We start from the raw sequence: 25924 nt of genomic DNA, 5'->3' as shown, positions 1-25924 counted from the left end.
TTTAATAAATTTATTATACTATTAACATAGGAATTGAAAGCCTATAATTTAATTAAAATAAGGAGTTAATTATGATTAACACAAAAGTATTAAAAATTTCAAAACGAATAGCTATTATTTTGTTAATAGCGGCATTTAGCATCGCAGGAATAGTTGCCTGCTCGGGAGACGATATTACGGGAAGCGGCGGAAGAAATTATTCGAGCGAGAATACGAATCCCGGCGGAAGTTCTGGCGGTGGTGATTCTTCAGGCGGAAACGGAGATTCTGACGGCGGCGATGATTCAGACGGCGATACGGATGGTGGAGACGATACTCCAACTTTGCCAAATGATAGCCCAGCCGATTATTACGATGTTCGCGTTCCTTTCGGCGTAGGCGGAGACGGTTATACTAATGTAAGCTATAAAGATACAAATAAATTAAAACAATTATGGTTTGACCAAATCAATAGAAAAGCCGTAAACGATGGAAAAGTATTCGCCATTAGAAATAGGGGAAATAATAGAGATGTCAATAATTTTCAAAATAGGCATACTCATGGACAATATAGCGCTCGAGATTATTACTTCTTTAATGAAAACGGCGATATAGTTTATAAAGAAGACAACACCATTATAAAAAGATTAGTTGGAGCTGTTATAATCCCTTATAGAGATATAACGATAAAAAGAGGAGATTACGAGAACTCTTGGACTATCCAGAAGAATGGCATTACTTGGAAAGAAAAAAATATCTACACTATTGGAGCTATTTACGCTAACGCTTTAACAACCGAACAGGCAAGAACGAAATATTCGGGCGATAACCCATTTAAAGACGGAGTATTCGATTTTGTAGCAGCTCGACATTATGTTCAAACTTGGTGGAGCGGTGCGTTTTTTGCAAATAATCTATTTGAAAGACAATATATAAATCCTGGCTTCATAGAAGTTTTTGTTATCTATGATTATGATAATCAGGGATATTCTGGAGCTGCCAGCGTTCATTCTTATTACGCTTATTATGGCATATACAATTACCATGAAGAATATAAAAATCACCCTGGTATTTACTTTACGGCTCAAAATATGCCTTATATGACCAATCAAAATATGTATTTGTCGCAAAGACCAGAATATATTACTAGACAGTTGAATCATACCGCTATGTTTACGGATAACCATAGAGGATGGAAATTCTTGTTTATGCCGGGTCAGAAAGATGTAAGCGAAACGAGAAGAGTAGTAAAAATTAATAACGGTATGATACGATAATTTTAACCGCTTGTTTATTTAATCAAAATTAGAAAAAAACTGGAATAGGGTAGAAGGCTAAAAAATAGTCTTCTACTTATTTTTTGTCTTATTTTCCGAAACCTGAAAATAAAAATTTGTCATTCGCCGAAGGCGTCCCGTAGGGAACGAGCGACTGATAAGGAAGCGAAGTAATCCAATAAAAATAGAGTTTGATTTTTAAAATTTATTTTTACTAATAGTGGATTGCTTCGCATTTTGCCAAAGGCACGCTTACGGCGGCAAATGCTCGCAATGACTATTTAACTTTAGGTTATTTTATTATTAATAAAATTATGATAATATAATCAAAAAAAACAAAAAGTTAAAAATTATGAGATTAAATAAATATATAGCCAATTTAAATATTGCAAGCAGAAGAGAAGCGGATAAATTAATCAAATACGGCAAAGTAAAAGTTAACGGAGAGATTATAACTAGTCCAGCAATTCAAGTTGACGAAAAAGACGAAGTTATCTGCGATATAGAAAATTATAAAAGCGAAAAAATATATATAAAATTAAATAAACCCGTTGGCTATGTCGTTTCAAATAATAAAAAAGAAGGCAAACCGATTTATAAATTATTAAACGAAGAATTAAAAAATTTATATCCTGTTGGAAGATTGGATAAAGACAGCAAAGGACTCATACTTTTTACGAACGATGGAATATTTAGCCGAAAAATAATCGGAGAAAATAGCGAATGCGAAAAAGAATATTATGTAAAATTAAACGATAATATTTCGGACGGAGCTTTAAAAAAATTGGAATTCGGAATCTCGCTTGACGGCAAAAAATTAAAACCAGCGATAGTTAAAAGAGTTTCAAAAAATTCTTTCAATATAATTCTTAAAGAAGGCAGAAACAGACAGATAAGGAGAATGTGCGAAAAAGTAGGTTTTGAAGTTATTTTATTGAAAAGATTGAGAATTTCAAATATATATTTAAATGATTTGGAAGAAGGAAAATTTGAATATTTAACCGAAGAAGAAATAAATTTTATTTTAAATATAAATAATTAAAATATAAAATAAAAAATAAAATGAATATTGACTTTTTAATATTATCCTTATAAAATTAAATCAATACATTTTCGGAGTTGATTTTATGGCAAGAAAAGATATTATAAACAGCGTTATCGGAGACGGTTCTTCATTTAAGGGAAGTTTTATAGTAAAAGGTTCTTTTCAAATAGACGGAAAATTTGAAGGCGATTTAAAAATAGACGGACATTTAATTATAGGAACTAACGGCAGAGTAAAGACAAGCACAATTCTTACCGAAAGCATAACGATAGCGGGAACTTTAATCGGAAATATTGACGCTAAAAAAGAGGTTATCGTGATAGAGACGGGAAGAGTTTTGGGAAATATAGAAGCTCCTAAAATTGATGTCGGAGAAGGCGCGATTATTCAAGGCGAGATGACGATTACGGGCGGACAGAAAAAGAATATTACAAAAGTCGTTGAAGAATCTTTTACGGTTAATAATAAATCGTCAGAAAGTTCGGATAAAAATAATTGATTTGTTTAAATTATTATTTTAATTATTTTAAATATTAAAAAAGGATTAAAATGTCTATAAAAATAAAAACTCAGTCCGAGATTAATTTAATGAGAGAGAGCGGACATATACTTGCAAATGTATTTAAAGAAGTCGGAAAAATTGTAGAGGCGGGAATATCAACAAAAGAATTGGATAAATTCGTTTATAATTATATAAGAAAAAATAACGCAAAACCTTCGTTTAAAGGCTACGGCAATCCTCCTTTTCCAGCTTCTATTTGCGCTTCAATAAATAACGAAGTAATTCATGGAATTCCGAGCAAAAAAAGAATTTTGAAAGAAGGCGATATAATCGGTTTGGATATAGGAGTTTATTATAAAGGCTATCATTCCGACAGAGCTTTTACTTTTAAAGTCGGTAAAGTTTCCGAAGAGGCATCAAGACTTGTCGACACAACGATGGAATCATTTTTCAACGGAATAAAAGTTATAAAAGACGGAGTTCATTTGGGAGATGTTTCTTATGCAATTCAAAAAACCGCAGAGGATGCAGGCTATTCTTTAGTGAAAGAATTTCAAGGGCATGGAGTAGGTTCAAATTTACATGAAGAGCCTGCCGTTCCAAATATCGGCAAGAAAGGGACGGGACCGATATTAAAAACGAATATGGTTATAGCGATAGAGCCGATGGTTAATATGGGACGACACTCGATTTTGATAGAAAACGATAACTGGACTGTGATAACTAAAGACGGTTCTTTATCTTCGCATTACGAACATACCATTGCCGTTACCAAAGACGGAGTGGAAATATTAACCGCTTTGGAAGACGATGAAATAGTAAATAAATATATGAATAAATAATTTTTTTACTTCAATATCGTTTTTTATAAAAATAATTATAACAGAATAGTTTTATTGTTGACTAAATAAAATAATAAAAAAGTTCTTGCCAATTTAAAAATATTTGTTATATTATTAGTAGAAAGTTTAATAAAGCCGAAAGGCGAAGGAGTAAATTATGATACGATTTTTAACAAAAAGTTTTCTATTATTTATCTCAACAATAATATTAATAAGTTGTATGTCCGATATAGGGACAAGTCCATCTCGTTCATCATCGGGTTCGAGAGGAACAAATAATATTAATGATAATGATAGCGGTTATGAAACAATAGATTTAGATAAATATAACGGGTATCAATATCTAGATACAAAATACGAGTATTTACTAAAAATTGAAGCCGTTAGAGGAAGAGTTTATGTCGGTTCTGATACTTGGGGCGGAGTATCTCAAAATTCTGAAGCCAACAAAAATAATCTTTATTATGATTTAAAAGTTCATACTCTTTATGGACAATATAAACTTTTTACTGAATGCTTTTATCTTGATAAAAAAGATAATAAATTTAAAAGAGTCGATTTTTATCCCACTGAAAAAGGATATTATATAGAATTGGTTTTTGATGAAAATGGATTGCATCAGATAAGAAGAGATGCTTCGACAGAAAAAGTCTATGAAGATTTATATTATAAAAGAGTAAAATAATAAAAAATAAAAGAAACTTTAGATAATTTCTAAGGTTTCTTTTTTTGTATAATTGTATAAATTAATGTATTGTGGCAGCAAATTTAATTTATCCTCTCTTTATTAAATTTTTTTTATTTTAACTATTGACATAAATTTTATTTAATTATATAATTTATTACCTTGTAAATTGTAGATTAATATAATCAATTAAGGAGTAGAAAATGGCGGGAGCTAAAGTAAAAACCGAGCAGATACATTTGCAATGCACGGAATGTAAAAGAAAGAATTATATAACGACTAAAAATAAACAAAATGTTCAGGAGAAACTTGAATTAAAAAAATACTGTCCGCATGATAGAAAACATACGGTTCATAAAGAGCTTAAGGTTTCAAGATAATTTTTATGGGTCAGTAGTTCAATTGGTAGAGCACCAGTCTCCAAAACTGGGTGTTGCAGGTTCGACTCCTGTCTGACCTGATTGTTTATTAGTTTTTATAATTTTAATTTAGGGTAATTTTATGGCAGAAAAGAAAAAAAATAAATTGTTTAGTTCTTTGGAAGAAATAAAGAAAGAACTTTTTGAAAGAAGCGTGTGGCCCACTCGTCAAGAAGTGGTTAACCAAACGGTTGTCGTTATTATTTTGCTTATTATAACTTCGGCTTTTTTGGGAGCTGCGGATTATGTGGTGACTTTTTTAACGAGAACTTTACTTGACGGTTCTATTATATCGGCTATAATGTCTTCTACTATTACTTTGGTTTTGATAGTGATATTCGTGGCTTTGTTTGTTATGTATTTTGCCATTCGATATATTAGAAAAAACAGATATAATAGGTGATTAAATATGTCCGACATGCAAGAATATAAACAAGAAGAAAAAGATTATAAATGGTATATAGTTCAGACTCAACATGGATACGAAAATAAAGTTAGGGAAAGAATAGATAAAAGAGTAAAAGAAAATGGAATGGACGATTTGATTGTCGATATATATATACCTTCCCAAACGGTTTCCGTTACAAAAAACGGGAAGAAAGTAAATAAAGAAGAATTTTCTTTTCCGGGCTATGTTTTGGTTAAAATGATAATGAACGATTCCTCGCATTCTATGGTTAGAAGAACGCCGGGAGTCGCTGGTTTTATAGGAAGCCATGCCACCACAAAAGAAGAAGGGCAGATAATTCCTACTCCTTTAAGCGAAGCGGATGTTGCGAGAATATTTGAGGATGTGGAAAGCAAGGCTAAAACTCAAATCAATGAAATTATAGGAATGGATTTCGATATAGGCGAAAAAGTTCAAGTTATTGACGGACCTTTTAACGGTTTGAACGGCATAATAGAAAATATCAATACCGATAAAGGAAAGGTTACCGTTAAGATTGAAATTTTTGGAAGAAGCACGCCTACGGAATTAGATTTTAATAAAGTTAAGAAATTATAAAATTAAAGAGGTATAAAATGGCAAAAAAAATAGTCGGTATTGTAAAGGTTAGAATTCCCGGAGGAGAGGCGACTCCAGCTCCGCCTTTGGGACCAGCGCTCGGACAGAAGCAGATACAAATAGCGGCATTCGTTAAGGATTTTAACGCTAAAACTTCAAAACTTAAAGGGCAGCTTTTAAATACTTATATAACGGTTTACGAAGATAAAACTTACACTTTTGTAACTAAAGGAACTTCTACTTCCACATTGATTAAAAAGAAGTTAGGAATAGAAAAAGGTTCGGGAGAGCCTAATAAAACTAAAGTCGCGAGTATAAATCAAAAACAGCTTGAGGAAGTCGCTCAAGAAAAAATGGCTTATATGTCGGCAAACGATATTGAAGCGGCAAAAAAAATAGTTGCGGGAACGGCTCGCGCTATGGGTATAAAAGTTGAATAAATATTTAATTTAATTTAAGATAAATATTTAGATATTTAGAATAAAAAATAAAAGCGCACCATTTATTATAATTTTAATAATATGAATAAATGGAAGTAATTGTTTGAAAAATTGATTATAAAAGAGGTTAAAAATGGCTACAAAACAAAAAAAGATTGGCGGCAAACGTTACGATGCTATATTTAAGACGGTAGAAAAATTAAAACCTTATACCGTTGAAGAAGCTATAGAATTGGCGAAAAAAAACGCCACTTGCAAATTTGACGAGACTATCGAGGCTACGATAAACCTTAATATCTTGCCAAAACATTCTATAAGAGACACTTTATCTTTTCCAAATTCTTTCGGAAAGGAAAAAAGAGTAGTAGTGTTTGCTCAAGGGGAAAAAGCGGAAGAAGCGAAAAACGCGGGCGCTATCGAAGTGGGATTTGAAGATTTGATAAGCAAAATCAGAGGAGGTTATACCGATTTTGATGTCGCGATATCGACTCCAGATTTGATGAAAGAAGTCGGCAAATTAGGACAGATACTTGGAAGAAAGGGACTCATGCCAAACCCTAAAACTGGAACGGTGACTTTGGATATTGCTCAAACTGTTAAAAGTTTTAAGGGCGGAAGAATGGAATACAGAGCGGATAAATTCGGCGTAGTTAGAATGGGAATAGGAAAAGCTTCAATGGATGCTGGCAAATTGAACGAAAATTTCAAAGCTTTCTACGATGAAATTTTAAGAAAAAAACCTTCCGACTTAAAAGGCGAATATATTAAAGGCGTTAGCGTTACTTCCACAATGGGAGTTGGAATAAAGATAGATTATAAGAAAATAAAGTTGTAAAAATATTATAAAAAGTTTGAATAAACCTGTTTTTGTAAACGAAGTCGTATTTTGTGATCCCATTATACGAATAGATTAGAGAAACGGTTTAATATAGAAGAGGTGGATAATATGCCTAATAAGAAAAATATTGAAACGGTTGCGCATCTTAAAGAACAAATCGATTCTTGCGCTGGGCTTGTATTCTTCGATTATAGAGGAGTAAATGTGGCTCAGCTTACGGATTTAAGACGCGAACTTTCAAAAACTTCTTCCTCAATAAAGATATGTAAAAATTCTTTGGTAGATATTGCATTAAAAGATTTAGGCAGAGAAGTAAAAGACGAGATGTTTATCAATCCTACGGCTGTTGTTTTCGCAAAAGAAGATATGCCCGCTGCGGCAAAAGTTATTAGCGAAGCGGCTAAAAAGAACGATAAAATCAAAATCAAAGGCGGTTATATGGGAGTCGATTTGCTCGATTCGGCTAATGTTCAAGTTGTCGCTAATATTCCGCCAAGAGATGTTTTGCTTTCTCATTTGGTTACGGCTTTACAGTCGCCTATATCAAGTTTGGCAAATTCTCTTCAAAGTATCATATCGGAACTTGCCTATACGCTCGATTCCGTTGAAGAAGAAAAGAAAAAATCGGCTTAAATATTAAATAATATATAAGCTAAAAATTAAATTAAAAAAATAAAAAAATTAAAAGTTTAAGGAGAATAAAAATGGCTTTAAGTAAAGAAGAAATACTACAAGCGATAGAAGAGATGAAAGTTATAGAGCTTCATGAATTGGTTGAAGCTATTAAAGAAAAATTCAATGTAACGGCTGCTATGCCCGTTGCTGCGGTAGCTGCTCCTGCGGCTGGCGGCGCTCCTGCTGGCGGTGCGGCTGAAGAAGAGAAAAACGAATTCGATATAATTCTTACTGGATTCGATGCTGCTCAAAAAATAGCGCTTATTAAAGAAGTTAGAGCGGTTAGCGGTTTGGGTTTAAAAGAAGCTAAAGATGCCGTAGAAAAAGGCGGAGAAACTATTAAATCTGGCGTTTCAAAAGACGAAGCCGCCGCAATTAAAAAACAGTTGGAAGCTGCGGGCGGTAAAGTTGAAGTTAAATAATAATATAAGACGATTAAAATTTAAGAAGGGTATTGTAGCTTTGCCCTTCTTAAATAATTATATTTTAAATAAAAAATAATATAAGCTAAAAAATAAAATAAAATTATAAAAAATAAAAAAGCTGTAATTTGGAGTTCTTTTTAATATGGCTAATAACATTCAAATAGACAATAAAGTATATAAGGAAAGAGGAATTGAGTTCGCTAAAAAATATAGAATTGAAAACGGACGCGTAAATTTTTCGCGATACGCTTCGGTTTTAGAACCGCCCGATTTTCTTGCTATACAAAAAGAGTCATACGATAGTTTTCTTCAAAAGGATGTTCCCGAGAATAAGAGAAAAAACGAAGGTTTGCAAGAAGTTTTGAATTCAATATTTCCTATAGTTGCAAATAACGAAAAAATGCAAATCGAGTTTATTTCGTATTCGATAGGAGAGCCTAAAATATCCGAAAAAGAAGCGAGAAGAAGAGATAAAACTTATTCTTATCCTTTTAAGATAAAAGTTCAATTAACCGTTCGAGACCCTGAAATGATAGTGGAACAGGAAATTTTTGTGGGCGATATTCCCGCTATGACGGACAGAGGCACTTTTATAGTAAACGGAGCGGAAAGAGTAGTCGTTTCCCAAATTCATAGGTCGCCAGGGGTCGTTTTCAATAGAAGCGATAGAGACGCGATGTTTGTGGCAAAGATAATTCCAGAAAGAGGAACTTGGCTTGAATTTGAACTCGACACTAAAAAAGATATAATGTATGTTAGAATAGACAGAAAGAAAAAACTTCCCGTTACGGTATTTTTAAGAGCCATAGGAATTACTACAAACGAAGAAATTTTGAAATTATTTTATACCGTTGATAAAATTTCATTATCCAAATTATCGGACGAAGCTAAAAAAGAGGCTTTGATTGGAAGACGTTCATATTCTACGGTTTACGATACGGATAATCCAGAGGAGATTATATTGAATCCAGGCGAGCTTATAAACACGAACCTTGCCGAAAGACTTTTGATGAGCGGAGTTAAAGAAGTAGAAGTTTTGAATATGGACGCTATTAAAGATAATGTAACCATAATCAATACTTTAGATAAAGATATTACAAGAAATCAAAAAGAAGCCTGCGCAAAAATCTACAATGTTTTAAGACCAGGCGAACCCGCTTTAATAGATAATGTCGTTAAAATTTGTAACGATATGGTATTCGATTCCAAATCTTACGCGCTCGGCGATGTGGGAAGATATAAAATAAATAAAAGGCTCAACTTCCCAGAAGACGAAAAAAGCAATGTTTTAAGACATAAAGATATAATAGAAACTATTCGCTTTTTGATAAAAGTGTTTATTAACGAAGAACAGCTGGACGATATAGACCATTTGGGAAATAGGAGAATAAGAAGCGTTGGCGAACTTTTGGCTATGCAAATGAAAATCGGATTTACAAGATTGGAAAGAATAGCGAAAGAAAGAATGCAAATGCAGGATTTTGAGAAAGGCTTTACTCCACAGTCTTTGGTAAGCATTAAATTAGTTCAGTCGGTTTTAAAAGAATTTTTCGGAACGAGTCAATTATCGCAATTTATGGACCAGAATAATCCTCTGTCCGAAATTACTCATAAAAGAAGATTAAACGCTTTGGGACCGGGCGGACTCACGAGAGACAGAGCGGGTTTTGAAGTGCGCGATGTTCATCATACGCATTACGGCAAAATTTGTCCTATCGAAACTCCAGAAGGTCCGAATATCGGGCTTATAGTTTCGCTTGCCACTTACGCGAGAATAAATAAACATGGATTTTTGGAAACTCCTTACAGAAAAGTTATTAAAGGAAAAGTGACAGACGAAATAGAATATTTGACGGCTCATGACGAAGAGAGATTTCATATTGCCGATGCGAACGCTCCAATAAACGAAGACGGAACATTTAAAGAAAATCTTATATCGACAAGATACAGGTCGGAATTCCCTTATTCGTCTCCAGAGCAGGTTCAATATATGGATGTGTCGCCTCAGCAGATAGTTTCACTTTCAAGTTCGCTTATACCGTTTTTAGAGCATGACGATGCAAACAGAGCCTTAATGGGAAGCAACATGCAAAGGCAAAGCGTTCCTCTTTTATTTCCAGAAGCGCCAATAGTTGGAACGGGAGTAGAGGCAAAAATTTGTCAGCCTGGAACGGGAATAGCTTTACATGCGAAAAGGGCGGGAAAGGTTATAAAAGTAGTCAATAACGAAATAGTCGTTAAACCGAATAAACAGAGCGATAAAGACGATTTTGATGTTTACGAATTAATAAAATATCAAAGAACCAACCAAGACACTAATTTTCATCAAAGACCAGTTGTTAATGTTGGAGATACGGTTAAAGCGGGAGGACTTCTTGCGGACGGACCTGCAACGGATAACGGAGAGCTGGCGCTTGGAAGAAATGTTTTGGCGGCGTTTATGATATTCGAAGGATATAATTTTGAGGACGCGATTCTTTTGAGCAGCAGACTTGTCGAAGAGGATGTTTTTACTTCCGTTCATATTGAAGAATTTTCAGTTGAAGCGAGAGAGACGAAATTAGATAGGGAAAATATTACAAGAGATATTCCAAATGTTTCAGAATCTGCGTTTAAGAATTTGGACGAAAGAGGAATTGTAAGAGTCGGCGCTAAAGTTAAAGCGGGCGATATATTGGTTGGAAAAGTGACTCCAAAAGGCGAAACGGAAATTACTCCAGAATATAGACTTCTTCATTCAATCTTCGGCGAAAAGGCGAGAGATGTTAAAGACACTTCTTTAAGAGTGCCTCATGGAAAAGACGGAACTGTTATAGATGTGAGAGTTTATAGCAGAGAAAACGGAGACGAATTGAAGCCAGGAGTAGAGGAAGTGGTAAAAGTATTTATCGCTAAAAAACGAATAATACAGGAAGGCGATAAGATGGCGGGACGACATGGAAATAAAGGAGTTGTTGCAAGAATAATGCCAGTGGAAGATATGCCGTTTTTGGAAGACGGAACTCCTGTAGATATTTGTTTGAATCCTTTAGGCGTTCCTTCTCGTATGAATATCGGGCAGGTTATAGAAATGTTGCTCGGCTGGTCGGGATATAAAATGGGATTAAAATATGCATGCCCAGTATTTGAAGGACCTAAAGAAGAAGCTTTAAAAGAGGCTATGATTACAAGCGGAATGAATCCGAGCGGTAAGGTTAAACTTTATGACGGAAGAACGGGAGAGCCTTTCAAAAACGAGGTTGCAGTCGGTTATATGTATATGCTTAAATTGAATCACCTTGTCGAAGATAAAGTTCATGCAAGAAGCACGGGACCTTATTCTTTAGTTACTCAGCAGCCTTTGGGAGGAAAATCTCAATTCGGCGGACAGAGATTGGGAGAAATGGAAGTTTGGGCATTGGAAGCTTACGGAGCGGCTAACATGCTTCAAGAGTTTTTAACCGTTAAATCGGACGATATGGCGGGACGAGCGAGAATATACGAATCTATCGTTAAAGGCGATGTTATATCTTCACCAGGAATCCCAGAAAGTTTTAATGTTTTGGTTCAAGAGCTTAGAGGACTCGGACTCAATATTACGATTCATGATGAAGACGGAGTTCAGCTTCCTTCTACCGAAAAAGAATTAAAACAAAAATCAAAAAAACAAACTAAAATTTTTAAATAGAGTTTTTAAATAATATAGGAGAAGTTTAATTAATATGACATTTACAAACTTTGACCAAATAAAAATTAGTATAGCAAGCCCTCAAGTAATGAGAGAATGGAGCTATGGAGAGGTTAAAAAACCCGAAACGATTAATTATAGAACATTGCGCCCCGAAAGAGACGGGCTTTTTTGCGAAAAAATATTCGGAACTACAAAAGAATACGAATGTTATTGCGGAAAATTCAAAAGCATTCGTTATAAAGGCGTAGTTTGCGATAAATGCGGAGTCGAAGTTACTCATTTTAAGGTTAGACGAGAAAGAATGGGGCATATAGAATTAGCTGCTCCCGTTGCTCATATATGGTATTATAGAAATACGCCTTCAAGAATCGGACTTCTTCTAAATATAAATATGTCGCATTTAAGAAGCGTTCTTTATTTTGAAAGATATATAGTGATAGACCCGGGCGACAGTTCTTATTCAAAAGGAGATTTGCTTACAGAAGAAGAATATAACGAAAGTTTGGACAGATTCGGCGACAATATAAAAATAGGAATCGGAGCGGAAGGCATAAGAGATATGCTTAGAGACTTAAATTTGGATGAAGAGATAAAAAAACTCAGAGCGGAGATGATTAAAAAAGGAGAAAAGAGCGACAGAAGATTAAGAAAGAGACTTGAAATTTTTGAGGATTTTAAATCGAGCGGAAACGACCCTTCTTGGATGATTTTGGATGTAGTTCCCGTTATTCCTCCAGAATTGAGACCTATGGTTCAGCTTGACGGAGGACGATTTGCCACAAGCGATTTGAACGATTTATATAGAAGAGTTATCAATAGAAATATCAGATTAAGAAGATTATTGGTATTGCGAGCGCCAGATATTATAATAAGAAACGAAAAGAGAATGCTCCAAGAAGCCGTTGACGCTTTATTCGATAACAGCAGAAGAAAAAAAGTCGTAAAAGGACCTGGAAACAGAGCCTTAAAATCTTTATCCGATATGCTTAAAGGAAAACAGGGACGATTTAGACAAAACCTATTGGGTAAAAGAGTCGACTATTCTGGACGTTCGGTTATCGTTGCGGGACCAAGTTTGAAAATGCATCAATGCGGACTTCCTAAAAAAATGGCGGTTGAATTATTTAAACCTTTTATAATGAAGAAACTTGTTGAAATAAACAGCGCTCATAATATTAAAAGCGCAAAAAGATTTGTCGAAGAAGGCAGAGAGGAAGTTTGGGGGGTATTGGAAGAAATAGCGAAAGAACATCCCGTTTTATTAAATAGAGCGCCGACTCTTCATAGATTGGGAATTCAGGCTTTTGAACCCGTGCTTGTCGAAGGAAAAGCCATACAATTGCATCCTCTTGTTTGCCATGCTTATAATGCGGATTTTGACGGCGACCAAATGGCGGTTCATACTCCGCTTTCGGCTGAATCTCAAATTGAGGCTTGGACTTTAATGCTCGCTCCTCATAATATATTGAACCCTGCAAACGGAGAGCCGATAGTAAATCCTACTCAAGATATAGTTCTTGGAATAAATTATTTGACGAAATTAAGGGCTGGAGCTAAAGGAGAGAATAAAATATTTTCTTCTTCAAAAGACGCTTTGCTTGCCTACGATAATAATTTGGTGGAACTCGAAGCGAGAATAAAAGTGTTAATGAAAAATAAAGAAACGGGAAAAGAAGAATTTATTGAAACTTCAGTTGGAAGATTGAAATTCAATAACGCTATTCCAGAAGATTTTAGATATCAAAACAGAGATTTTAATAGTAAAGATTTGGCAAAATTTATTCATGAAGTTTATTTGAAACATGGAACTTCCACAACCGTTAATATGCTTGACGATATTAAAGAGCTTGGTTATAAGAGCGCCACGGTATTCGGTTCGACAATTTCTATAGAGGATATAGTTATTCCTCCAATGAAGAAAAGCGAAATTGAAGAAGCTACTAAAAAATTGGAATCTCTCCAGTCTCAATATATGGACGGTATTATTACAAACGATGAAAGAAGTCAAAAAGTTATAGACTTATGGTCTTCAGTATCGGATAAAATATCTGATGCTATGATGGATAATTTGAGAAAAGACCAGGACGGATTTAATCCCGTTTATATAATGGCGGATTCTGGAGCGAGAGGAAGCAAACAGCAGATAAGACAGCTTGCGGGAATGCGCGGACTTATGGCTAAACCTTCTGGAGATATTATAGAACTTCCTATTATATCGAACTTTAAAGAAGGGCTTACCGTTCAAGAATATTTTATTTCCACTCACGGAGCAAGAAAAGGACTTGCCGATACGGCTTTAAAGACTTCGAGCGCGGGATATTTGACGAGAAAATTAGTCGATGTCGCGATTGGAGTTGTAGTTTCCGAGCCAGACTGCGGAACGGTTAAAGGTATAGTAGTCGAAGCGATAAAATCTGGAGACGAAATTATAGACCCATTGAAAAACAGAGTCGTAGGATTTTTCAGCAACGAACATATTTATCATCCTATTACTAAAGAATTAATATGTCCAGCAAATACGGAAATTACCGAAGAAATCGGAGATATAATAGAAAAAGCGGGAATAGAAAAAATAAATATAAGACATCCTCTAACTTGCGAAAGCAGAATGGGAGTTTGTCAAAAATGCTACGGCAGAAGTTTATCGACAAATAACCTTGCGGCTATAGGCGAAGCGGTTGGAGTAGTTGCCGCTCAAAGTATCGGACAGCCCGGAACTCAGCTTACAATGAGAACTTTCCACATCGGAGGAGTCGCCACGCAGTCGGTTGAAGAGAACGAGGTTAAAGTAAATTATCCTATATATATAGAGAGATTGTCTGGATATGTTTTACAGCCAAACGGAGTGAAAATTACGGCAAGAAAAGGCGATTTGAAAATAAGAAGAGTTTTGGATAAATGGGAAAAAGAAAATATACAAGACATATTATTTGAAAACGATTCTAAAGTTCTTATAGGAGACACTATTGCCAATACGAAAAACGGCGAAGAGATAAAATCCACTTATAATGGAACATTCAAAATAACGGACGATGATAAATATATAATGATAACGGGAATGGAGCATAGCGTAAGTATCAAAGTGGGAAGCGAATATAAAGTTGACGAACATATATTTATCGAAGCGAATACGATTTTGGCAAGTTTTGACGCTTATAACGAACCGATTATTGCCGAAAAAGGCGGAGTCGTAAGGTATCAGGATATCATTTTGGGCAGAACTATGGTAGAAGAGATAGACGAACATACGGGAAATAAAACTTATATAATCCAAGAATTCAAAGATGAAAAAATGCAGCCTAAAATACTTATAGTTAGCTCGGGAGACACTTTTGAAACCGATATTCCAAACGGCGCTCAGCTTATGGTTGATAATAACGCTAAAGTGGAAGCGGGAGAGGTTATAGCGAAAATAACTAGAGTTCAACAAAAGAGTAGGGATATTACGGGAGGACTTCCAAGAGTTACAGAATTGCTCGAAGCTCAAAAACCTAAAGATGCCGCAATCATAGCGGGAATTGACGGAGAGGTTGAAATCGGCGGTTCTCATAAAGGAAAAAAAGTAGTAAAAATAATAAACGAATTTGACGAAACGAAACATTTAGTGCCTCACGGAAAAATGCTTTTGGTTAGAAACGGCGACCATGTTGAAACGGGCGCTCAATTATGTGCGGGCAAGATAAATCCTCATGATATTTTGGAAACGAAAGGAGATTTGGCTCTTCAAACTTATTTGCTCGAAGAAATTCAAGGCGTTTATAAACAGCAGGGCGTTGGAATTAACGATAAACATTTTGCGCTTATAATTAGGCAGATGTTGAGAAGACTCGAAATTACCGACCCAGGCGATACGAAATATATAGTAGGGCAGTATGTCGATAAATATGAATTTGAAGAAGAAAATAAAAGATACGAAGAAGCGGGAGGCTCTCCAGCAAGCGGTAAACCCGTTCTTTTGGGACTCACCAAAGCCGCTCTCAACACGGAAAGTTTTATATCTTCGGCATCGTTCCAAGAGACTACTAAAGTTTTGACTAACGCAGCCATCAAAGGAAAAGTCGATAAATTGCTCGGACTCAAAGAAAATGTTATTATCGGGCATTTGATACCTGCGGGAACTGGAGTTAAACTTTATAATAAACTTCATGTATATAATAAGAAAAGCGGAGATTTGGAAAAAGTTGAACATATAGATTTGTCTCCTAAAAAAGAACAAGAGGATATTATTCAAATAACCGTTTAATAGTTTTTTGATTAATGATTTAAAAATTATAAGAGATAGGATAAATATTTTATTCTATCTCTTTAATTATAACTATTTTATTTTAAATATTAATAAATTACTTTCCAGATATAACGCAGAAGAATATTAAAGGAGATTGTCCGCTATTCGATATGGCATGGCTGTGTCCAGAACGACATATGGTCATATCGCCCGCTTTAACCTCGTATTCTCTTCCAGTTTCATCCATGAAAGTTCCAGTGCCAGACACTATTAATAAATTATCTTCATTATCCACATGTTCATGAAGTCCAACGGAATCGCCCGGCATTAATGTCATATATCCCATTTCTTTTGTGGTAAAATCTTTTGGGGCGTTTTCTCTGACGAAAGCGTATTTTACGATTAAATCTCCGTTTCCTCCCGCAACTTGATTTCTGTTAGTGACTTCCAATTCGTCTAAACTATATACTGACGGGATAAAAGACGGATGAATTTCACTTGCTTCTTCGCTTACATTATTACCGCAACCGATAAATAACGATATAGAAGAAATTAGAATAAATGATTTTAGAATTTTAATAAACATTTTAATTCTCCTTAAAATTGATTAAAATTGATATATGAATATTATAATTTTTTGAAAATATTTGTCAAGAATTTTTTATATTTTTTACTTCGTTAAATAATCTATAAAACTTTGAGGCAAATAAACATTATCGTATTCTTCTTTAATTGCCTCTTTGAATAACGGCGCTATATCGGAAATTTTGAATCCCGCTATTCCGCAACCTATTTCGGTTACCAAAAATTTTTTATCTTTATTTTCTTTTGCAAAATCTAAAAATTTATCGACATATTCTTTTATAGTTTCGATTGACATTTTACCGCTTTTCGTATAATCAACGGTAGGAATTGCAAAAGTTTTTCCTTGAAGTCCGAAAGGCTTTCCGTATATCGCTCCAAAGTTCATTGCCATTCTTGCTGCTCCTCCGCCATGCGCTCCTTGTGTGTTGCTTCCGAAAACGAATATTTCATTGTCAGCGAGTTTGTCTATATATTTTGCCGATACTCTTATTTTTTCCATTCTTTATAATCCGTTTATTTTAATTATTTAATTAAGTATTTATTATAATTCATGTGTAAGAAAAAGCAATTATTAACAGATTTTTAATATTAACTATAAAATTTTTAATAATTTTTTGAATTTTTTATTTAAAAAGACTTGCAATTATTTTTCAATATGTTATACTTATTAGTGGAAAGTTCGTTCAATTGGTAGAGCAGCGGTCTTGAAAACCGCCGGGCTAACACCCATGTGGGTTCGAGTCCCACACTTTCCGCATTTTATACGGGGCTTTAGCTCATCTGGATAGAGCACTGGTTTCCTAAACCGGGTGGGCAGGTTCGAGTCCTGTAAGCCCCAATTATTGTCTAAAATTTTTTTTAATAAAATTAAATTGATAAAATGACTTTTTGAATGACTAAATTATGACTATAAAAGATTTTGCTTCGTATATATTTAATATCAAAAAACTTAAAAAAATTAAACTTATAGTTTCCGATATTGACGGAGTAATGACGGACGGAAAACTTATTTTTGACAATAACGGAGTCGAAAGCAAATTTTTTAACACTTTGGACGGCATGGGAATAGTTATGGCTTTGAAATCTGGAATAAAAATTGCCGTAATATCGGGAAGCAGAGCGAATTGCGTGAGGGAAAGATTCGATAAATTTAAAGCTCATAATTTTGAAGATTTGATACTTGGCGAAGAATATAAAATGCCATCTCTTTTGACTTTGATAAAAAAATATAGTTTAAATAGAGAGGAAGTGGCTTATATAGGAGACGATGTTATAGATTTAGCGCCGATTAAATATGTCGGAGTTTCTTTCGTTCCTAAAAACGCTATAAAAGATTTGAAGAAAGCCGCCGATATAGTGATAAATAAAAACGGAGGAGACGGAGCGGTTAGAGTGGCTATAGATATGATTCTAAAAGCAAAAGGAATTTATAATGAAGTTATTAAAGAATTTTCTGAATATTAATTTGATTAAAATTTTATTATTTTTTTTATTAATCGTTTCTTCGATTATTTTATCTTGCACAAATTTCAACGATATTGATAAAAATAGAGGAAGCGATGATTTTATACCGCCGCCAGAAATGGAATTCTTCGGTTTTAGAAGAGAAAGCTATAATACGAATTTCAAACAGATGGAATTATTCGCCACAAATGCAAAATTTTACGAAAATAGAAAAATGATAGAACTGCTCGATACGAGAACTTATACTTACGAAGAGGACGGAACTATCGCGGCAAGCGTAGAAGGAAAATTTGCCACAGTTAATCAAGTGAATTTATTTGTAGAAATGTTTACAAATGTCGTGGCAAAAGCGTCAAATAATACGATTTTATACAGCGAGCATATTCAATGGAATAATGAAGAAAAACTTTTTAAGAGTCCAGTTCCAGTTAGAATGGAGCAGGAAGACGGAAGCTGGCTTACGGGAACTAGTATGGAAGGAGATATGTCTATGGAAAATGTGACAATTTATAACGAAGTTGACGAAGGAAGCGCAATAGGAGTTTCGCTTGGAGAAGAAGATAATGCCGAAAATTAGAAAAATTAAAATATATATATTCGCTTTATCGTTTTTAATAGCGTCTTCTTTATTTACTCAATCGCAGTCGCAATCGAGAAGAAGCGCCGATAAATTTACTTACGACAATAAAGGAAAAATTTTTCAATATACGGGAAATTCAAAATTGGAAGACCCTTCGGCTATTATAACGAGCCATACGATGACATTTTATAGAGAAACGGAAGTCGCCACTTTTAGCGGAAATGTCAAACTTTTAAGCAAAACCAACGATTCGACAATCAGCGCTGGTTATGCGAGTTATGACGGAAAAAGCAGATACGCTTATGTAAGAAATAATCCAATATTAAGGTCGCCTACAAATAATGTCACAATTAGAAGCGCTTTTATGGAAAGAGATTTTAATACTCCTCTGGCAAAGGCTATGAGTAATGTTCATTTAATTCATATAGACAGAGAAAACGACAATAAACAAACGGATGGTTATGCGGACCAACTTATATATAACATGGACACTCAAGTATCGGAATTGAGAGGAAACGCAAGATTGCATCAAGGAAACGACAGAATAGAAGGCGAAGTATTGGAATATAATTCCCAAAAATCTCAGGCGAACGCTATGGGAAGAGGAAAAATTTATATTCTTCAAACGAATAATTATGTGGAAACCAACGAGCGTCAAATAAGCAATTATAATATCGTGACGGCGGACAGAATATTTTTGGACGATTACGGCGGAGAGGATAAACAGACTCGAATTTTATACGCTTACGGAAATGTCGAGGCTTATTTTTACGAAGAAAATATGATTTTGAAAGGCGGTTATGTGGAATATGAAGTGGATAACGAACATATGTATTTATATCAAGAGCCTTCCGTGAGAATACCCGACAGAGGAATAATAGCTTTCGGAGAATGGATAGAATACAAAAAAGAAGGCGATTCTAATCAATTTAAAGATATTATTTTTCATAACGATGTGGTTTTAGTCGATTATGACGAAAAATTATCGCTCGAAGGAGAATTATTGCATTTGGACCCAGATACAAAAATTGCAACAATCAGCGGGGACCCGCATGCATATTTGGAAGACAGAAGCATTAAAATAATTTCCGTCACAATGCAAATGTTTAACGATGATGAAAAATTGAGGGCGAACGGAGATGTTTCTGTGGAAAGTAAGGATATGAGTTCGAAGAGCGCTTGGGCTACCTATTTTGATAAAAGAAAATATTTAAGATTATGGGGCGAAACTCCTTCTTTGAAACAGGGAGAAAGCACGGTTCGTGGAAGAGAGATAAAATATTATATAGAAACGGAAAGAATAGAGGCTTATGGAGTGAGCGGAGAGATTCCCGATTAGTATGCCTAAATTAATCTTTTATATATCGATATTTATTATTTTTTTTATTTCATGTAAAAAAAGCGTAGAACCTCTTAAAAAAAATTCTCAATATTCGGTAAATATAATGTATATTAAAGACGACAATTTGCCTTCTTTTGAACCGAAAGATTTTATAAATATTTTTAATAATAGACTTCCGTTTTTAACTTATCAAATTTTAGGTTATAAAATAAAATATAATTTGGCTTATGGAAACAGTTTGAACGGTTTTTATAGAGAAAATAGAAATATAATAAGAAAAAACGCAAATATTTTTAATGATAAAAAATTATCGGAAATTATGCATTCTGCGGAATATTGGAAAATAATCGGCAATGAAACCGAAGACTATAATATGATTATTGTTAATATTCCTTTAAATTTAAAATTAAATGAAAAAGACGAAACGATTGACAGATTGATTTTTGAAAATAAAAAAATTAAACCGACAAAATCTTTAGCCGTTGTTAGCGTTTATCCCTTGATTAATGGCAATTTGAAATATGTGGATAATCAAATTTTATTAAATATATTCGAATATTATATTTTGCAAACTGTGGCGATGATGTTTCCAAAATACGATATTCATGAATTTGAAAAACATTCGATAATGGCAGAGGTTAGAAATTTTGATTATTATAACTGGTTCAGCAATATAATTAATTTCGATTTAAGAGAGCCTTATAAAACCTTGAAAAAATTTGATTAAAAAGTATTGAGATTTTAATTTAATTATATTATAATATTTTAAGTTTTAAGATTTTTATTAATAAAGATAAGGTATAAAAATGATTTCGGTTAAGAATTTGACTAAATATTACGGCGATTTTCAGGCGTTAAAAGGAATAAGTTTTGAAATAAAATCGGGAGAGATTGTCGGAATACTCGGACCAAACGGTGCGGGCAAATCCACGACTTTAAGAATATTGACATGTTATTTGAACCCAACGGACGGAGACGCTATAATAGACGGAAAAAGCATATTGGACGATGAAATAAATGTAAAAAAAACAATCGGTTATTTGCCAGAATCCGCTCCTCTCTATAACGATATGTGCGTTTTCGATTATTTGGTTTATATGGCGGATATACAGGATTTGGATAAAAGTAAATTAAATGAAAGACTCGATTATGTGGTTGACGCTTGCAGTTTGAAAGAAGTAATTTCAAAACCGATTGGCGAATTGTCGAAGGGTTATAAACAGAGAGTTGGGCTTGCGGGTTCTATTATTCATGACCCGAAAATATTAATATTGGACGAACCTACAAACGGACTCGACCCGAATCAAATAGTGGAAATTAGAGAATTGATAAAAGAATTAGGAAAAGAAAAAACGGTTTTGGTTTCCACTCATATATTAAGCGAAGTCGAAGCGACTTGTTCGAGAGCGATTATAATAAATAAAGGCGATATTATAGCGGACGATACTCCAAGAAATTTGAGTTCAAGTTTCGCAAATCATAATAAATCCACAACGGTAAAAATATCTATTAAAACGAACGACAATATTGAAACGATTAAAGAAAAATTATCGAATATTAAAGATATTTATAAAGTGGAAATTGAAGAATTTTCAAACGATATAAAAGAAGTTTCCATATATTCAAATTCGGAAGAACCGAGAGACGAAATTTATAGATTTATAAAAAGCACCGATTGGATAATTTACGAAATGACAAAAGTCAAAGAAAATTTGGAAACGGTATTCCATACTTTAACTAAAGGAGACGAATAATAATGCAAAATATTTTTTCTTTTAATAAATCTTTTATAATTTTAAAAAAAGAACTTAAACATATTTTTCTTTCGCCGATAGCTTATATTTTTTCGGCAATATTTTTGGCGGTTTCGGGAATATATTTTTTCTCAAGATTTTTTATCATATCTCAAAACGATATGCGAGATTATTTTTCGATTCTGCCGATAATATTATCTCTCATTATTCCGCCGATAACAATGGGGCTTTTATCGAGCGAATTTTCAAGCGGTTCTTACGAGCTTATAAGCACGCAGTCGGTTTCAACTTTGGAGATAATAATCGGAAAATTTTTATCCGCCGTTATATTCATGCTTTTCGCTCTTCTTCCTACGATAATGTATCCGATAACTTTATTGTTGTTGGGAAGACTTGATTTGGGACCGGTAATTGGAGGATATATTGGAAGCGTATTTTTAATATCCGCTTTATGTTCGATTGGAATATTTGCTTCTTCGATAACTAAAAACCAGATAATAGCTTTGATAGTCGCTCTTGCAATAATGATATTTTTGAATGTATTTTTAAAATTAATATCTTTACTATTTCCTTCGCTTACAAATGTTATGGATTTTATAAGCGGAGATTATCATTTTAATAGCATCGCAAGAGGAGTTTTGGATTTTAGAGATATTATTTATTTCTTATCAATAACTACGATATTTTTATATTTATCGAATATCGCTCTTGAAAACAGAAAATAAACATAAAATAAAAATTTGGAATTGACTTTATGAATAAAAATATTACTAAATTACTAATCCTTGTAATAATTTTGCTTATTATAAGTTTTGTCGCTTTTTATATAACTAAAAAAAGAAGCGCCGAAATTGCGGCTAATAAACCGAGAGTTCAAATATTTGAGCTTAACGAAACCAATGTTAATAAATATGAATTGATATTTGAAATCGAACCGATAATAGTCGAAAAAATAAACGATATTTGGAAAATAATCTCTCCGTTAAACGCAAGCGATTATAAAGTCGACCAGCTTGAGGCTTTTGCAAATGTAAAAAATTTTAATACTTTAAATATCGATATGATAATAACGAATTTATCGGAATCGGAATCTTTCGGTTTGGAAAATCCTATAAACGAATTTACGGTTTGGGAAGGAAATAAAGAATATAAAATATTTGTCGGAAATAAGACTGCTGACGAAGAGCGGTATTATGTCAAATATAATGACGAATATTTTAGCGTGGAATCGATTTATATCGAGGCTTTAAAGAAAACTGTAGATATGCTGCGAGATAAAGAAATATTTGACAGTTCCGTTTCTTTAGACTCGGTAAAAACGGTTGAAATTATTGCGGGTGATTATACTAATGTTATAAGAAAAATCAGCAGGACAAATTGGATTGTCGAAAATATAGGCGGCGAAACGGATTTGGAAAAGGCTTTTAACGATTTTTCAACTTTATCTTTAATCAAGGCTTCTGCTTTCGTTTATGATGTTCCGCAAAGAATAGAGAGACTTTTTAGAATTCCCGATGCTGTCGTTAGTTTATATATGCAAGACAATACAAAAATTACTTATCAGTTGGCTTACGACATTGATAATAAAATATATGCAAAACCCGAAAGCGGAATTATATATGAAGTCGATTATTCGGTTTACGATGCGGCTATGCGCGGGAAAGAATATTATATAAAAATAGAAGAGTAAAAGTTTTTTATTAACAAAAATTAAGAATATCCACGAACACGGAAAAATCGCCGCTTAAATATTCGTCCGATATATTCAAATTATATTTTATATTTAAAGATTCTAGTATTTCTTTTGTCGTTTTTAATATATCTTCTTTTTTGTAATAATAATATTTGTCTCCGTATTTTTCCTTGAATGAAATATCGAGCAGATTAAAACAGACGCCTTTTCTTGCGGCAATTAAAAATAATTTAATAGCGTCTTTCAAAAATTTATCGTTATTGCCGAGATTTAAATTAAAAATTCCAGAAGAATATATATAATCGAATTCTTTTTCTATATTAGAACTTCCGAAAAAATCCAAAGTCATAAACTGCGGATTAATATTTTTAAAAGTTTTCGTTTTCGCTCTTTCAATCATTTCTGGCATTATGTCTATTCCGATATAATACAAATTTATATTTTTTTCGTCTATATATTCCGCCAAACTTCCAAGTCCGCAGCCGATATCCAGCAGAACGGACGAATCCATATTAAAATGTTCGATTAAAGTTTTGAATCTCGATTCCTGCGCTTCTTTAGATTCCCAATCCAAAACCTGATATTCGGGAATATTAAAATCTTTCACTCTGTTTATATAATGTTCTATTATTGCCGATTTCTTATTTTTCATTTTTCTAATTTTAATTTTCTAAATGTAATTTATAAATAGTCGTTTGATTATATTCTCTGTCCGACTCCAATATTATATTAGGAAAATGAATAAAATTCAAAGAGGCGGGCAAAAATTCCGTTTCAAGACAAAAAGCGTTATGTTTATTCAAAATCGTTCCTCTAACCTCTCTGCCGTTAATCATATTTCCCGAATAAAAATGCATCGCTGGTTTTGTAGTGTAAAGTTCCAAAGATAGTCCCGTTTTTTCGCTAAATACTTTCGCTCTCAATTTATTTATATTTTCGCTATCGAATATAAAGCAATTGTCATAACCGCCCGCTTTTTCAATATCCTTTCCTATTTTTTTTGTTTTATTAAAATCGAAAGGCGTATTTTCCGTTTTCAATATTTCTCCTGTTGAAACATATTCTTCGTTTACAGGCAAATAAAATTTTGAATCTATAAATAAATCATGTTCGTAAATAAGTCCTTCGCCGTTTAAATTCCAATAAGAATGATTAGTCAAATTAATCGGAGTAGGGGAGTCGGCTTTTGCAAAATATTTTATTATTATTTCGTTTTCATCCGTCAAAGAATAAGTAATTTCAATTTTTAAATTAGCGGGATAGCCTTCCTCTCCGTCTTTAGAGAGATAAGAAAATAAAACGGTTTTATCGTCCAAACTTTTTGAATCAAATTTTTTGAATGAGATTCCTTCGATTCCGCCATGCAAATGATGTTTATTATTGTCATTTTTTGCGAGTTTATAAATTTTACCGCCGAGTTCAAATTCTCCGTTTATCGTTCTGTTTGCAACTCTTCCAACTGAAGAGCCGATATAATCATGCGCTTTCAAATAAAAATCATAATTATCATGTCCGAAAGACGCCTGAATTTTGTCGTTATTTTTGTCTTTTATAAAAACCCCAGTAATCGAAGCGCCTATATCGGTTAATTTTAATGTCATATAGTTTTTATTTTTTAATTCGTATAATAAATATTTTTCGCCAAAATTTTTAATTTGCATAATTTTCCTTTTCTAATAATAATTTAATTTTTGATTTATTTAATTTTATTATAATTCTTTTCAAATAAATCGTCCAATAAATTGCAAATATGTTTTAAAAATTCTTCTTTGGAAATATCAAAACCGTCTTTAAGCCACCAAGAAAAACTATAAATTAAAGCGCCAGAAATAAATTGAGATTTAATCAAAATCTGATTGTCAATTTCTTTCTTGTCGTATTTTTCGCTGTCAGCTTTTATTCCTCTTTTTAAATACTTCATAAAATATTTATGCAATATAGATGTGAAACATAATCTATTTTTAGGATTTGAAAGAAAAAGATTAAAATGCTTTCTGTTATTGTCAAAATAATCCGTAAGTTTTTGAAGAATTTTTTTATAATTTTTATTCAAATAATCTGCAGATTTATCTTTTTTGAATTCTTTAATTATATCATGTTCTATTTCGGAAATTATTTCCTCATGAAGTTCCTCTTTATTAAAATAGTGGTCGTAAAAAGTGACTCTATTAATCGAAGCCTTTTCGCAAATTTCTTTTACTGTTATGTCGTCCAAAGATTTATCTCGGAGTAAAGATTCCAGAGCCTCTTTCAATATTTTTTTCGTTTTTTTCGTTCTTAAATCGTTATCCAATTTTTATCCAATATAATATTATTAAAATTTGAAATATTCAAAAGTATAACATATATATTTTTAATGTAAAGTGAAATTATATTTTTGATTAAAAATCATATTAAAAAATTTTATTATAAAAATTAAATTAAACCATTGACAAATTTTTAATCCATGCTATACTTCACTGATTAAAATAATTAAAG

At 33.1% G+C, this 25924-nt stretch carries 26 protein-coding genes and 3 tRNA genes; 24 read left to right on the top strand and 5 right to left on the bottom strand.

Annotated features, from left to right (window positions below; all coding sequences use genetic code 11):
• Positions 1 to 71 precede the first annotated feature (71 nt).
• The 15 genes from ACR0QS_RS01880 to rpoC all read left to right on the top strand — a co-directional run bounded on the left by ACR0QS_RS01880 (position 72) and on the right by rpoC (position 16046).
• Positions 72 to 1256 carry a hypothetical protein gene (locus tag ACR0QS_RS01880; RefSeq protein WP_432631750.1) on the top strand — a complete coding sequence of 395 codons (1185 nt, stop codon included), beginning with the start codon at positions 72 to 74 and terminating at the stop codon, positions 1254 to 1256.
• 352 nt (positions 1257 to 1608) lie between these two features.
• Positions 1609 to 2298 (top strand): pseudouridine synthase, encoded by a 690-nt coding sequence (locus ACR0QS_RS01875; protein ID WP_432631749.1) that lies wholly within the window; start codon positions 1609 to 1611, stop codon positions 2296 to 2298.
• An 85-nt stretch (positions 2299 to 2383) separates the two neighbouring features.
• Entirely contained in the window at positions 2384 to 2800 is a 417-nt protein-coding gene (locus ACR0QS_RS01870; RefSeq protein WP_432631748.1) for a bactofilin family protein, read from the top strand.
• Positions 2801 to 2850: 50 nt separating this feature from the next.
• Complete coding sequence (gene map / locus ACR0QS_RS01865; protein ID WP_432631747.1) at positions 2851 to 3645, top strand: type I methionyl aminopeptidase; 795 nt, start codon at positions 2851 to 2853, stop codon at positions 3643 to 3645.
• Positions 3646 to 3802: 157 nt separating this feature from the next.
• Positions 3803 to 4330 (top strand): hypothetical protein, encoded by a 528-nt coding sequence (locus tag ACR0QS_RS01860; RefSeq protein ID WP_432631746.1) that lies wholly within the window; start codon positions 3803 to 3805, stop codon positions 4328 to 4330.
• Between the two features lie 203 nt (positions 4331 to 4533).
• Positions 4534 to 4710, top strand: a complete 177-nt coding sequence (gene rpmG, locus ACR0QS_RS01855) for a 50S ribosomal protein L33 (RefSeq protein WP_432631745.1) — start codon at positions 4534 to 4536, stop codon at positions 4708 to 4710.
• A gap of 7 nt (positions 4711 to 4717) precedes the next feature.
• Positions 4718 to 4790 (top strand) — tRNA-Trp (locus ACR0QS_RS01850).
• Between the two features lie 41 nt (positions 4791 to 4831).
• Positions 4832 to 5152, top strand: a complete 321-nt coding sequence (secE, locus tag ACR0QS_RS01845) for a preprotein translocase subunit SecE (protein ID WP_432631744.1) — start codon at positions 4832 to 4834, stop codon at positions 5150 to 5152.
• A gap of 6 nt (positions 5153 to 5158) precedes the next feature.
• Complete coding sequence (gene nusG / locus ACR0QS_RS01840; RefSeq protein WP_432631743.1) at positions 5159 to 5755, top strand: transcription termination/antitermination protein NusG; 597 nt, start codon at positions 5159 to 5161, stop codon at positions 5753 to 5755.
• A 17-nt stretch (positions 5756 to 5772) separates the two neighbouring features.
• A complete protein-coding gene (gene rplK, locus ACR0QS_RS01835) occupies positions 5773 to 6195 on the top strand; it encodes a 50S ribosomal protein L11 (RefSeq protein ID WP_432631742.1) in 423 nt (140 codons plus the stop codon).
• Positions 6196 to 6328: 133 nt separating this feature from the next.
• Entirely contained in the window at positions 6329 to 7030 is a 702-nt protein-coding gene (rplA, locus tag ACR0QS_RS01830) for a 50S ribosomal protein L1 (RefSeq protein WP_432631741.1), read from the top strand.
• 111 nt (positions 7031 to 7141) lie between these two features.
• Positions 7142 to 7666 (top strand): 50S ribosomal protein L10, encoded by a 525-nt coding sequence (gene rplJ, locus ACR0QS_RS01825; protein WP_432631740.1) that lies wholly within the window; start codon positions 7142 to 7144, stop codon positions 7664 to 7666.
• A gap of 71 nt (positions 7667 to 7737) precedes the next feature.
• On the top strand, positions 7738 to 8130 hold the full coding sequence (gene rplL / locus ACR0QS_RS01820) for a 50S ribosomal protein L7/L12 (RefSeq protein WP_432631739.1): 393 nt from the start codon (positions 7738 to 7740) through the stop codon (positions 8128 to 8130).
• A gap of 145 nt (positions 8131 to 8275) precedes the next feature.
• Positions 8276 to 11800 (top strand): DNA-directed RNA polymerase subunit beta, encoded by a 3525-nt coding sequence (gene rpoB / locus ACR0QS_RS01815; protein WP_432631738.1) that lies wholly within the window; start codon positions 8276 to 8278, stop codon positions 11798 to 11800.
• Between the two features lie 34 nt (positions 11801 to 11834).
• A complete protein-coding gene (gene rpoC / locus ACR0QS_RS01810; RefSeq protein ID WP_432631737.1) occupies positions 11835 to 16046 on the top strand; it encodes a DNA-directed RNA polymerase subunit beta' in 4212 nt (1403 codons plus the stop codon).
• A gap of 97 nt (positions 16047 to 16143) precedes the next feature.
• On the opposite strand, the gene ACR0QS_RS01805 is transcribed toward rpoC, so the two are convergent.
• Together ACR0QS_RS01805 and ACR0QS_RS01800 are read right to left on the bottom strand one after the other, a co-directional pair.
• The gene (locus ACR0QS_RS01805; protein WP_432631736.1) at positions 16144 to 16614 is read right to left on the bottom strand and encodes a cupin domain-containing protein; all 471 of its coding nucleotides are present in this window, start codon (positions 16612 to 16614) and stop codon (positions 16144 to 16146) included.
• 84 nt (positions 16615 to 16698) lie between these two features.
• Positions 16699 to 17112 carry an A1S_2505 family phage non-structural protein gene (locus tag ACR0QS_RS01800; protein WP_432631735.1) on the bottom strand — a complete coding sequence of 138 codons (414 nt, stop codon included), beginning with the start codon at positions 17110 to 17112 and terminating at the stop codon, positions 16699 to 16701.
• A 173-nt stretch (positions 17113 to 17285) separates the two neighbouring features.
• On the opposite strand from ACR0QS_RS01800, the gene ACR0QS_RS01795 reads away from it, so the two are divergent.
• The 9 genes from ACR0QS_RS01795 to ACR0QS_RS01755 all read left to right on the top strand — a co-directional run bounded on the left by ACR0QS_RS01795 (position 17286) and on the right by ACR0QS_RS01755 (position 23443).
• Positions 17286 to 17368: transfer RNA gene (locus ACR0QS_RS01795), tRNA-Ser, on the top strand.
• A gap of 10 nt (positions 17369 to 17378) precedes the next feature.
• Positions 17379 to 17451, top strand: a tRNA-Arg gene (locus ACR0QS_RS01790).
• A gap of 65 nt (positions 17452 to 17516) precedes the next feature.
• Positions 17517 to 18077: a KdsC family phosphatase gene (locus ACR0QS_RS01785; RefSeq protein WP_432631734.1), complete on the top strand. Its 561-nt coding sequence runs from the start codon at positions 17517 to 17519 to the stop codon at positions 18075 to 18077.
• On the top strand, positions 18046 to 18654 hold the full coding sequence (gene lptC, locus ACR0QS_RS01780) for an LPS export ABC transporter periplasmic protein LptC (RefSeq protein WP_432631733.1): 609 nt from the start codon (positions 18046 to 18048) through the stop codon (positions 18652 to 18654). Before ACR0QS_RS01785 ends, lptC begins: the two co-directional genes overlap by 32 nt.
• The gene (locus tag ACR0QS_RS01775; protein ID WP_432631732.1) at positions 18626 to 19996 is read left to right on the top strand and encodes an LptA/OstA family protein; all 1371 of its coding nucleotides are present in this window, start codon (positions 18626 to 18628) and stop codon (positions 19994 to 19996) included. Before lptC ends, ACR0QS_RS01775 begins: the two co-directional genes overlap by 29 nt.
• A gap of 1 nt (position 19997) precedes the next feature.
• Positions 19998 to 20726 (top strand): hypothetical protein, encoded by a 729-nt coding sequence (locus ACR0QS_RS01770; RefSeq protein WP_432631731.1) that lies wholly within the window; start codon positions 19998 to 20000, stop codon positions 20724 to 20726.
• A gap of 79 nt (positions 20727 to 20805) precedes the next feature.
• Positions 20806 to 21753 carry an ABC transporter ATP-binding protein gene (locus ACR0QS_RS01765; protein WP_432631730.1) on the top strand — a complete coding sequence of 316 codons (948 nt, stop codon included), beginning with the start codon at positions 20806 to 20808 and terminating at the stop codon, positions 21751 to 21753.
• Positions 21754 to 21755: 2 nt separating this feature from the next.
• On the top strand, positions 21756 to 22478 hold the full coding sequence (locus ACR0QS_RS01760) for an ABC transporter permease subunit (RefSeq protein ID WP_432631729.1): 723 nt from the start codon (positions 21756 to 21758) through the stop codon (positions 22476 to 22478).
• A gap of 29 nt (positions 22479 to 22507) precedes the next feature.
• Positions 22508 to 23443, top strand: coding sequence for a DUF4340 domain-containing protein (locus ACR0QS_RS01755; protein ID WP_432631728.1), 936 nt, complete (start codon positions 22508 to 22510; stop codon positions 23441 to 23443).
• A gap of 10 nt (positions 23444 to 23453) precedes the next feature.
• Here the strand turns inward: ACR0QS_RS01755 and ACR0QS_RS01750 are convergent, their stop codons facing one another.
• Genes ACR0QS_RS01750 through ACR0QS_RS01740 form a run of 3 tightly spaced genes read right to left on the bottom strand, consistent with a single transcriptional unit; the run spans position 23454 to position 25739 of the window.
• Positions 23454 to 24098 (bottom strand): class I SAM-dependent methyltransferase, encoded by a 645-nt coding sequence (locus ACR0QS_RS01750; protein ID WP_432631727.1) that lies wholly within the window; start codon positions 24096 to 24098, stop codon positions 23454 to 23456.
• A gap of 10 nt (positions 24099 to 24108) precedes the next feature.
• Positions 24109 to 25107, bottom strand: coding sequence for an aldose epimerase family protein (locus ACR0QS_RS01745; RefSeq protein WP_432631726.1), 999 nt, complete (start codon positions 25105 to 25107; stop codon positions 24109 to 24111).
• A 35-nt stretch (positions 25108 to 25142) separates the two neighbouring features.
• Positions 25143 to 25739 carry a TetR/AcrR family transcriptional regulator gene (locus tag ACR0QS_RS01740; RefSeq protein WP_432631725.1) on the bottom strand — a complete coding sequence of 199 codons (597 nt, stop codon included), beginning with the start codon at positions 25737 to 25739 and terminating at the stop codon, positions 25143 to 25145.
• Between the last annotated feature and the right edge of the window lie 185 nt (positions 25740 to 25924).

It is taken from the genome of Brachyspira sp., from assembly GCF_050873525.1.
GTDB lineage: Bacteria > Spirochaetota > Brachyspiria > Brachyspirales > Brachyspiraceae > Brachyspira.
The sequence above is the reverse complement of the archived record's forward strand: the minus strand, read 5'-3'. Positions and strand labels throughout refer to the sequence as shown.

Bases quoted from the DNA above. Each gene is read 5' to 3' on its own strand.
- ACR0QS_RS01880 (WP_432631750.1), top strand. From the start codon at position 72: ATGATTAACACAAAAGTATTAAAAATTTCAAAACGAATAGCTATTATT.
- ACR0QS_RS01875 (WP_432631749.1), top strand. From the start codon at position 1,609: ATGAGATTAAATAAATATATAGCCAATTTAAATATTGCAAGCAGAAGA.
- ACR0QS_RS01870 (WP_432631748.1), top strand. From the start codon at position 2,384: ATGGCAAGAAAAGATATTATAAACAGCGTTATCGGAGACGGTTCTTCA.
- map (WP_432631747.1), top strand. From the start codon at position 2,851: ATGTCTATAAAAATAAAAACTCAGTCCGAGATTAATTTAATGAGAGAG.
- ACR0QS_RS01860 (WP_432631746.1), top strand. From the start codon at position 3,803: ATGATACGATTTTTAACAAAAAGTTTTCTATTATTTATCTCAACAATA.
- rpmG (WP_432631745.1), top strand. From the start codon at position 4,534: ATGGCGGGAGCTAAAGTAAAAACCGAGCAGATACATTTGCAATGCACG.
- secE (WP_432631744.1), top strand. From the start codon at position 4,832: ATGGCAGAAAAGAAAAAAAATAAATTGTTTAGTTCTTTGGAAGAAATA.
- nusG (WP_432631743.1), top strand. From the start codon at position 5,159: ATGTCCGACATGCAAGAATATAAACAAGAAGAAAAAGATTATAAATGG.
- rplK (WP_432631742.1), top strand. From the start codon at position 5,773: ATGGCAAAAAAAATAGTCGGTATTGTAAAGGTTAGAATTCCCGGAGGA.
- rplA (WP_432631741.1), top strand. From the start codon at position 6,329: ATGGCTACAAAACAAAAAAAGATTGGCGGCAAACGTTACGATGCTATA.
- rplJ (WP_432631740.1), top strand. From the start codon at position 7,142: ATGCCTAATAAGAAAAATATTGAAACGGTTGCGCATCTTAAAGAACAA.
- rplL (WP_432631739.1), top strand. From the start codon at position 7,738: ATGGCTTTAAGTAAAGAAGAAATACTACAAGCGATAGAAGAGATGAAA.
- rpoB (WP_432631738.1), top strand. From the start codon at position 8,276: ATGGCTAATAACATTCAAATAGACAATAAAGTATATAAGGAAAGAGGA.
- rpoC (WP_432631737.1), top strand. From the start codon at position 11,835: ATGACATTTACAAACTTTGACCAAATAAAAATTAGTATAGCAAGCCCT.
- ACR0QS_RS01805 (WP_432631736.1), bottom strand. From the start codon at position 16,614: ATGTTTATTAAAATTCTAAAATCATTTATTCTAATTTCTTCTATATCG.
- ACR0QS_RS01800 (WP_432631735.1), bottom strand. From the start codon at position 17,112: ATGGAAAAAATAAGAGTATCGGCAAAATATATAGACAAACTCGCTGAC.
- ACR0QS_RS01785 (WP_432631734.1), top strand. From the start codon at position 17,517: ATGACTATAAAAGATTTTGCTTCGTATATATTTAATATCAAAAAACTT.
- lptC (WP_432631733.1), top strand. From the start codon at position 18,046: ATGAAGTTATTAAAGAATTTTCTGAATATTAATTTGATTAAAATTTTA.
- ACR0QS_RS01770 (WP_432631731.1), top strand. From the start codon at position 19,998: ATGCCTAAATTAATCTTTTATATATCGATATTTATTATTTTTTTTATT.
- ACR0QS_RS01765 (WP_432631730.1), top strand. From the start codon at position 20,806: ATGATTTCGGTTAAGAATTTGACTAAATATTACGGCGATTTTCAGGCG.
- ACR0QS_RS01760 (WP_432631729.1), top strand. From the start codon at position 21,756: ATGCAAAATATTTTTTCTTTTAATAAATCTTTTATAATTTTAAAAAAA.
- ACR0QS_RS01755 (WP_432631728.1), top strand. From the start codon at position 22,508: ATGAATAAAAATATTACTAAATTACTAATCCTTGTAATAATTTTGCTT.
- ACR0QS_RS01750 (WP_432631727.1), bottom strand. From the start codon at position 24,098: ATGAAAAATAAGAAATCGGCAATAATAGAACATTATATAAACAGAGTG.
- ACR0QS_RS01745 (WP_432631726.1), bottom strand. From the start codon at position 25,107: ATGCAAATTAAAAATTTTGGCGAAAAATATTTATTATACGAATTAAAA.